We start from the raw sequence: 8,569 nt of genomic DNA, 5'->3' as shown, positions 1-8,569 counted from the left end.
CGTGAAACCGTCCGTGCCGGCTTTGCTGGTTTCGGGAGTGGTGGAGCCGACGGTCCAAGTCTGTAGTAGGTGAGTGATGGGGTGACGCAGTGAGGTAGTCCATCCCGGGCGGTGGTTGTCCCGGGGTAAGGGTGTAGCCCGAGGAGTAGGTAAATCCGTTCCTCGTTACAGGGGTGAGACCTGATGCCGAGCCGTTTGTGGTGAAGTGGATGATCCTGTGCTGTCGAGAAAAGCCTCTAGCGAGGTGTGTGGCGGCCCGTACCCTAAACCGACTCAGGTGGTCTGGTAGAGAATACCGAGGCGTTCGGGTGAACTATGGTTAAGGAACTCGGCAAAATGCCCCCGTAACTTCGGGAGAAGGGGGGCCACACCTGGTGATCACTTTTGCAGTGTGAGCTGGGGGTGGCCGCAGAGACCAGCGAGAAGCGACTGTTTACTAAAAACACAGGTCCGTGCGAAGCCGTAAGGCGAGGTATACGGACTGACGCCTGCCCGGTGCTGGAACGTTAAGGGGACCGGTTAGTCACATTTCGGTGTGGTGAAGCTGAGAACTTAAGCGCCAGTAAACGGCGGTGGTAACTATAACCATCCTAAGGTAGCGAAATTCCTTGTCGGGTAAGTTCCGACCTGCACGAATGGCGTAACGACTTCTTGACTGTCTCAACCATAGACCCGGTGAAATTGCACTACGAGTAAAGATGCTCGTTTCGCGCAGCAGGACGGAAAGACCCCGGGACCTTTACTATAGCTTGATATTGGTGTTCGGTTCGGCTTGTGTAGGATAGGTGGGAGACTGTGATGCGGGCACGCCAGTGTTCGTGGAGTCGTTGTTGAAATACCACTCTGGTCGTGCTGGATGTCTAACCTGGGTCCGTGATCCGGATCGGGGACAGTGTCTGGTGGGTAGTTTAACTGGGGCGGTTGCCTCCTAAATGGTAACGGAGGCGCCCAAAGGTTCCCTCAGCCTGGTTGGTCATCAGGTGGTGAGTGTAAGTGCACAAGGGAGCTTGACTGTGAGACTGACGGGTCGAGCAGGGACGAAAGTCGGGACTAGTGATCCGGCGGTGGCTTGTGGAAGCGCCGTCGCTCAACGGATAAAAGGTACCCCGGGGATAACAGGCTGATCTTCCCCAAGAGTCCATATCGACGGGATGGTTTGGCACCTCGATGTCGGCTCGTCGCATCCTGGGGCTGGAGTCGGTCCCAAGGGTTGGGCTGTTCGCCCATTAAAGCGGTACGCGAGCTGGGTTTAGAACGTCGTGAGACAGTTCGGTCCCTATCCGCTGCGCGCGTTGGAGTCTTGAGAAGGGCTGTCCCTAGTACGAGAGGACCGGGACGGACGGACCTCTGGTGTGCCAGTTGTTCTGCCAAGGGCATGGCTGGTTGGCTACGTTCGGGAAGGATAACCGCTGAAAGCATCTAAGCGGGAAGCCTGCTTCGAGATGAGGACTCCTGCCTCCTTTGAGAGGGTAAGGCTCCCTGGAGATGACGGGGTTGATAGGCCGGATCTGGAAGCCCAGTAATGGGTGGAGGTGACCGGTACTAATAGGCCGAGGGCTTGTCCATAGAGGCTCGCGTCCACTGTGTGGGTTCTGAGACAACAACCCGAGCACCCCCACGTGTTGTGGTGGGGTTGTGCCGGTTGTGTTTCGTAGTGTTTCGGTGGTCATAGCGTGAGGGAAACGCCCGGTTACATTCCGAACCCGGAAGCTAAGCCTTTCAGCGCCGATGGTACTGCATGCGGGAGCGTGTGGGAGAGTAGGACGCCGCCGAACCTTTTGTGAGAGAAAGCCCCGTTGGCACACGCCAACGGGGCTTTCTTTTTTGCGTTCGGCAGCGGAGTTCCTCCGCGTTCGACGTGCTGTCAGCGCTGCCCGATGGTTCAGCCCGCGCACGTCAATGGTTCAGTCCGCGCACGCTGAGGTTCCGGCTCGCCAGGCGTTACCGTCAGGCGCTCCCCCAGGCGTAACCGCCATGGGTCACCGCCAGGCCCTCCAGGCATTGCACTACCGCCTGGCGAGAGCGCTGCCGGCGTCGTGCGGTCCGCCCACCCTTCATGCCACCCCGTGCACGCTGGGTGAGCGGCGCCCGGTAGGGTCAGGGAGCATCGTCGGCACGTTCACACAGGAGGTCCACGGGTGGAGGTCCAGGAGACGCGGGTCCAGACGGACCGGGTCCTCACCATCCCGAACATCCTCAGCATGGCTCGTCTGGTCGGCGTGCCGGTGTTCCTGTGGCTGATTCTGTGGCCGGAGTTCGGCGGTCCGAACTGCGACCTGTGGGCACTCCTCGTGATCGTCGCGAGCGGGGTCAGCGATTACCTCGACGGGAAACTGGCCCGTCGGTGGAATCAGATCAGCAGCCTGGGCCGTATTCTCGATCCGGCCGCCGACCGGCTGTACATCCTCTCGACGCTGGTGGGTCTGACCTGGCGCGAGATTCTCCCGCTCTGGCTGACGATCGCGTTGTTGGCCCGCGAACTGCTGCTTCTCGTCATGGTGTGGGTCCTGGACCGCCATGGCTATGCGCCGCCCCAGGTCAACTTTCTCGGCAAGGCCGCCACCTTCAACCTCATGTACGCCTTCCCGTTGCTGCTGCTCAGTGACGGAAGTGGATGGCTGGCATCACTCGCTGCGATCTTTGGATGGGCCTTCGCCGGTTGGGGTACTGCGCTCTACTGGTGGGCAGGGATCCTTTACGTGGTCCAGGTCCGCCGTCTGATCAGCGTGGATGCTGAAACCGACTGAACACCCGCCTCCGCTCGGAGGCCGACTGCCCTGAATTCGGCTTTGTGGGCCATCCTGGAGGGGTGAGGGTCGGTATGACCGTCGTCTGTATGAGGAGGACGCTTCCGACATGAAGGCCGTCGTGATGGCTGGCGGCGAGGGCACGCGCCTTCGCCCGATGACCGCGAGCATGCCCAAGCCGCTCCTGCCAGTGGTGAACAAGCCGATCATGGAGCATGTGCTCAAGCTGCTCAAGCGTCATGGGCTCACCGAGACCGTGGTGACCGTGCAATTCCTGGCTTCGCTGGTCAAGAATTACTTCGGTGACGGTGAAGAGCTCGGTATGGAACTCAGCTATGCCCATGAGGAGAAGCCTCTGGGTACGGCGGGCAGCGTCAAGAACGCGGAAGAGGCGCTGAAGGACGATGCGTTTCTCGTCATCTCGGGCGACGCGCTCACGGACTTCGATCTGAGCGATCTCATCCGGTTCCACAGGGAGCGCGGCGCGATGGTCACCGTGTGTCTGACCCGGGTGCCGAATCCGCTGGAGTTCGGTATCACCATCGTGGACGACGACGGGAAGGTCGACAGGTTCCTGGAGAAGCCGACGTGGGGGCAGGTCTTCTCCGACACGGTGAACACCGGCATCTACGTGATGGAGCCGGAGGTGTTCGACTACGTCGAGGCCGACGCGTCGGTCGACTGGTCGGGTGACGTCTTCCCGCGGCTCATGGAGGAGGGCAAGCCGATCTACGGCTATGTCGCCGAAGGCTACTGGGAGGACGTCGGCACGCACGAGAGCTACGTGCAGGCGCAGGCCGACGTGCTCGAGGGCAAGGTGGACGTCGAGCGGGACGGGTTCGAGATCTCGCCTGGCGTCTGGGTGGCGGAGGGCGCGGAGGTGCATCCGGACGCCGAGCTGCGCGGCCCTCTCTACATCGGTGACTACGCGAAGGTCGAGTCGGGCGCCGAGGTGCGAGAGCAGTCCGTCATCGGGTCGAACGTCGTGGTCAAGAGCGGTGCCTTCCTGCACCGCGCGGTGGTGCACGACAACGTCTACGTGGGTCCGCAGAGCAATCTGCGCGGCTGCGTCATCGGCAAGAACACCGACATCATGCGGGCCTCGCGCATCGAGGACGGGGCTGTCGTCGGTGACGAGTGCTTCATCGGTGAGGAATCGATCGTTCAGGGGAACGTGCGTATCTACCCCTTCAAGACGATCGAGGCCGGCGCGTTCGTCAACACGTCCGTGATCTGGGAGTCCCGTGGGCAGGCGCACCTGTTCGGGCCGCGGGGCGTCTCCGGCATCCTGAATGTGGAGATCACGCCCGAGCTGGCAGTCCGGCTGGCGGGTGCGTATGCGACGACGCTGAAGAAGGGCTCCACGGTCTGTACCGCGCGTGACCACTCCCGCGGTGCCCGCGCACTGAAGCGGGCCATCATCTCCGCGCTCCAGGCCAGCGCCATCGACGTACGCGACCTGGAGAACGTGCCGCTCCCTGTGGCCCGCGAGCAGACGGCGCGGGGCAGCGCGGGCGGCATCATGATCCGTACGACGACCGGTGTGCCGGACTCGGTCGACATCATGTTCTTCGACGAGCGCGGCGCGGACCTCTCCCAGGCCAAGCAGCGCAAGCTGGATCGCGTCTACGCGCGCCAGGAGTACCGCCGCGCCTTCCCGGGCGAGATCGGTGATCTGAGCTTCCCCTCCAGCGTCTACGACTCCTACACGGGATCTCTGCTGCGTGCCGTGGACACCACGGGGATCGCGGAGTCCGGGCTCAAGGTGGTCGTGGACGCCTCCAACGGCAGCGCGGGGCTGGTGCTGCCGAGCCTGCTCGGCCGCCTCGGTGTGGACTCGCTGACGATCAATCCGGGGCTCGACGAGGCGCGTCCGACGGAGACGGCGGAGAGCCGGCGGGCCGGTCTGGTGCGGTTGGGGGAGATCGTCGCCTCGGCGCGGGCGGCGTTCGGGGTGCGGTTCGACCCGGTGGGTGAGCGGATCTCCCTGGTGGACGAGCACGGCAGGATCGTCGAGGACGACCGCGCGCTGCTGGTCATGCTGGACCTGGTGGCCGCCGAGCGGCGCAGCGGCCGGGTGGCGCTGCCGGTGACCACGACGCGGATCGCGGAGCAGGTCGCGGCCTACCACGGCACCCAGGTCGAGTGGACGACGACCTCGACCGACGACCTGGCCCGGGTCAGCCGGGACGACGCGACGGTCTTCGGAGGCGACGGGCGCGGCGGGTTCATCGTTCCCGAGTTCAGTTCCGTCTTCGACGGTGCGGCCGCTTTCGTGCGGCTGATCGGCCTCGTGGCCCGTACCCAGCTCACCCTCAGCCAGATCGACGCGCGGATTCCGCAGGCGCACGTGAGCCGGCGGGACCTGCCGACGCCGTGGGCGGTCAAGGGGCTCGTGATGCGTACGGTCGTGGAGGCGGCCGGGGACAGGTCGGTCGACACCACCGACGGGGTGCGGGTCGTCGAGTCCGACGGCCGCTGGGTGATGGTGCTGCCCGACCCCGCGGAGGCCGTCACCCATCTGTGGGCCGAGGGACCCGACGAGGCCTCGGCGCAGGCGTTGCTGGACGAGTGGGCTGCCGTGGTCGACAGCGCGGGGCACTGAGCCGCGGGCAGTACGGCGGCCGGGTCCGCGGCCTGCGGCGTCCGCCGTAGCGTCGTGGAGCCCTGCCGCTCCGCGCCGTACGCGGCGGGGCGTGCCCTTCCCCCAAGGCAGGGCCAGGGGCAAGTCCCGCCGCTCGGCGCAGAGGTGGGCGCGTTCGGTGGCAGGGGTCGTCACGTGCGACGATGTGCGGCATGTCGCAGCAGCAGCCCAGCCGGAGCACCTTGTCGCGGTTCCCGCGGCCCGATGCCTCCATGTCGCTGCTGACCAACGTGATGGAGCACAGCCTCGACGAGGGGTACGCGGAGGCCGCCGCGCGGCGGGGCGAGGTGGGTCGCTCGCGGATGCCGCGCACCCTGCGGGCCAAGCTCGGTCTCGCGGTGGGGCTGGTGCTGGCCGCGCTGGTGGTGACCGTCGGTGCGGCGCAGGCGCGCATCTCCGCGCCGAGCATCGCCAAGGAGAAGCAGGAGTTGATCCAGCGGATCGAGTCGGGTGGCAAGGAAGCCGACACGCTGGGTGAGGACGTCGAGAAGCTGCGCTCCTCCGTCGAGGCCGAGCAGCGCGAGGCGCTGGAGAAGCACGGCGACGAGCGGGGCCGCACGGCGGCGCTGCTGGCAGGCGCGACGCCCGTCAAGGGCCCCGGTCTCAAGCTGGTGGTGGACGACGCGGAGGACGCCGGTTCCGGCGAAGGCGACGGCCCCAGGAAGAGCGACGGCTTCTCCGACACGGGGCGGATCCGGGACCGCGATCTCCAGCGGGTCGTCAACGGGCTGTGGGCGGCGGGTGCGGAGGCCGTCTCGGTCAACGGTCAGCGTCTGACATCGCGTTCGGCCATCCGCGCGGCGGGGGACGCGGTCCTGGTCGACAACAAGCCGCTGGTGCCGCCCTATACGCTGCTTGCCGTCGGCCCTGGACAGAAGTTCAGCAGGACGTTCCAGGACAGCGTCGACGGGCAGTATCTGTACATCCTGCACAAGGACTACGGGGCGAAGACCAGCATCTCCGTCCAGGACGAGGTCCGGCTGCCGGCCGCGCCGAGTCTGAATCTGAGAACAGCGAAGCCTGTGCGAACAGGGAAGGGCAGCACATCGTGATCGCCGTACTGGGCCTCGTCGTCGGAGTGGTGGCCGGACTCGTCGTCCGGCCCGTGGTGCCGATGGCCGTCGAGCCCTACCTGCCCATCGCTGTCGTCGCCGCGCTGGACGCGGTGTTCGGGGGGCTGCGGGCCATGCTGGACGGCATCTTCGACGACAAGGTCTTCGTCGTCTCCTTCCTGTCGAACGTGGTGGTGGCGGCGCTGATCGTCTTCCTGGGAGACAAGCTCGGGGTCGGTGCCCAGCTCTCCACCGGGGTGGTCGTCGTCCTGGGCATCCGGATCTTCTCCAACGCGGCCGCCATCCGCCGGCACGTCTTCAGGGCGTGAGGCCGATGAGCGACGAGCGCGGGCCGCGGCAGGAACTGCCGCCCGAGCGGCCGGAGCGTGCGGAGGAGTCCGCGGGCGAGAAGGTGTCCGATGACCAGGGGGCCGCGCGGCTGACCGGGCGGCAGCGGCTGGCCAAGGCCGTCTGGCCCCCACGCGTGACGCGTGCCCAACTCATCGTGGCTCTTCTGTTGTTCGTCCTCGGCCTGGGGCTGGCCATCCAGGTGCGCTCCACCAGCGAGAACAGTGCGCTGCGCGGAGCCCGCCAGGAGGACCTGGTGCGCATCCTGGACGAGCTCGACGACCGCACCAAGCGGCTGGAGGACGAGAAGCGGAAGCTGACCGGGCAGCGCACCGAGCTGGAGAACAGCTCCGACCAGGCGGAAGAGGCCAGGAAGCAGACCAAGCAGAAGGCGGCGCAGCTGGGTGTGCTCGCCGGTACGGTGGCGGCCGAGGGGCCCGGCATCAGTATGACGATCAACGACCGGGCCGGCACCACCGATTCGGACACGCTGCTCGACGCCGTCCAGGAACTGCGGGCCGCGGGGGCCGAGGCGATGCAGATCAACGGGGTGCGCGTGGTGGCGAGTACCTATTTCACCGACAGTGGCGGCGGAGTGAACGTGGACGGGCATAAGATCGACCCTCCGTACCGGTTCGAGGTCATCGGCAAGCCGGCGGATCTCGAACCGGCGCTGAACATCCCCGGCGGAGTCGTGCAGACACTGAAGAACAAGCAGGCCACGGTGCATGTAACCCGCTCGGGGAAGGTCACGGTGGACGCCTTGCGACAGGCGAAGCGGCCTGACTACGCTCGGTCGTCATCGCAGTGAGATGGTGGGGGGGGTTGCGGGGGGTCGGCGGGCCGGCCGGGCACCGCGTGAGGGAAACTGTCTACAGGTCACGGACGTTAGACGGGCGTCGAGAGTGACCAATGAGAGCATCGAGGGTCTGTCCTGCCCCACGGGCGGGTCTGTTTCGTGCGAGGGGAATCGCCCGTGAGTTTTTTTGCGAAGTTGTTCGGCAAGGGCCGCCGGAGCGGTGACACGGGTACCGCGCGGCACCGTGCGCCCCGCGACACCGAGGTGACGGGCACCGCCCCCGGGAGTGGCGGGGAGCGCCCGCTGTTCCGCGATGAGGTGGCCGGGCCCAAGGGCGACAATTCGGGTGGTCACAGCGCGTTTTCTGTTGACCCCGGTACGCAGGGGCGCATAGGTTCCCAGGCACCGCAAACCTCAAATCCAGGTGGAGGTTCTGCCTTGCCGGTGTGTAACAGGTGTGGAGCCCAGGTCGCCGAAGCGAGCCGGTTCTGCTCCAACTGCGGAGCCCCTCTGCGGGGCGGCGTGCCCGCGGAGGGGTCGTCGGAGACGACGTCGACGATCTCCATCTCCGGGCTGGAGGCCTACGACTCGGAGTCCACGGGCCAGCACGTCTCTCCTGTGCTGCCGCCCGAGGCCCAGGCCGCCGTGGAGGCGCTGCCGCTGGGCTCGGCGCTGCTGATCGTGCGGCGTGGCCCCAACTCCGGCAGCCGCTTCCTGCTCGACGGGGAGCTGACGACCGCGGGCCGCCACCCGGAGAGCGACATCTTCCTCGACGATGTGACGGTCTCGCGTCGTCACGTGGAGTTCCGGCGCGGTGCCGACGGCGCCTTCACCGTCTCCGACGTCGGCAGCCTGAACGGCACCTACGTCAACCGTGAGCGGATCGAGGCGGGAGTGCCGCTGGCCAGCGGCGACGAGGTGCAGATCGGCAAGTACCGTCTGGTCTTCTACGGGAGCCCGCGCACCGTCTGAGATTCCG

General features: G+C 66.2%; 6 protein-coding genes, 2 rRNA genes and 1 pseudogene (1 of these 9 running past the window's edge). All 9 read left to right on the top strand.

Annotated elements, in window-relative coordinates:
* Positions 1 to 1,566 (top strand): 23S ribosomal RNA (locus MMF93_RS04205); it begins 1,561 nt to the left of the window's first position.
* Between the two features lie 92 nt (positions 1,567 to 1,658).
* A 5S ribosomal RNA gene (rrf, locus tag MMF93_RS04200) occupies positions 1,659 to 1,775 on the top strand.
* Between the two features lie 363 nt (positions 1,776 to 2,138).
* On the top strand, positions 2,139 to 2,747 hold the full coding sequence (gene clsA / locus MMF93_RS04195; protein WP_242749650.1) for a cardiolipin synthase ClsA: 609 nt from the start codon (positions 2,139 to 2,141) through the stop codon (positions 2,745 to 2,747).
* Positions 2,748 to 2,856: 109 nt separating this feature from the next.
* Positions 2,857 to 5,352 (top strand): mannose-1-phosphate guanyltransferase, encoded by a 2,496-nt coding sequence (locus tag MMF93_RS04190; protein WP_242749648.1) that lies wholly within the window; start codon positions 2,857 to 2,859, stop codon positions 5,350 to 5,352.
* 191 nt (positions 5,353 to 5,543) lie between these two features.
* Positions 5,544 to 6,443 carry a DUF881 domain-containing protein gene (locus tag MMF93_RS04185; protein ID WP_242749646.1) on the top strand — a complete coding sequence of 300 codons (900 nt, stop codon included), beginning with the start codon at positions 5,544 to 5,546 and terminating at the stop codon, positions 6,441 to 6,443.
* A complete protein-coding gene (locus MMF93_RS04180) occupies positions 6,440 to 6,772 on the top strand; it encodes a small basic family protein (RefSeq protein WP_016467540.1) in 333 nt (110 codons plus the stop codon). Before MMF93_RS04185 ends, MMF93_RS04180 begins: the two co-directional genes overlap by 4 nt.
* A gap of 5 nt (positions 6,773 to 6,777) precedes the next feature.
* The gene (locus tag MMF93_RS04175; protein WP_242749644.1) at positions 6,778 to 7,602 is read left to right on the top strand and encodes a DUF881 domain-containing protein; all 825 of its coding nucleotides are present in this window, start codon (positions 6,778 to 6,780) and stop codon (positions 7,600 to 7,602) included.
* A 147-nt stretch (positions 7,603 to 7,749) separates the two neighbouring features.
* Positions 7,750 to 8,097 (top strand): annotated as a pseudogene (locus tag MMF93_RS33480) (zinc ribbon domain-containing protein); the annotation flags it as partial.
* Positions 8,098 to 8,112: 15 nt separating this feature from the next.
* On the top strand, positions 8,113 to 8,562 hold the full coding sequence (locus MMF93_RS33475; protein ID WP_341483327.1) for an FHA domain-containing protein: 450 nt from the start codon (positions 8,113 to 8,115) through the stop codon (positions 8,560 to 8,562).
* Positions 8,563 to 8,569: the final 7 nt, after the last annotated feature.

Origin of the sequence: Streptomyces tubbatahanensis, from assembly GCF_022699385.1 — a bacterium.
Taxonomy (GTDB): domain Bacteria; phylum Actinomycetota; class Actinomycetes; order Streptomycetales; family Streptomycetaceae; genus Streptomyces; species Streptomyces diacarni.
The sequence above is the reverse complement of the archived record's forward strand: the minus strand, read 5'-3'. Positions and strand labels throughout refer to the sequence as shown.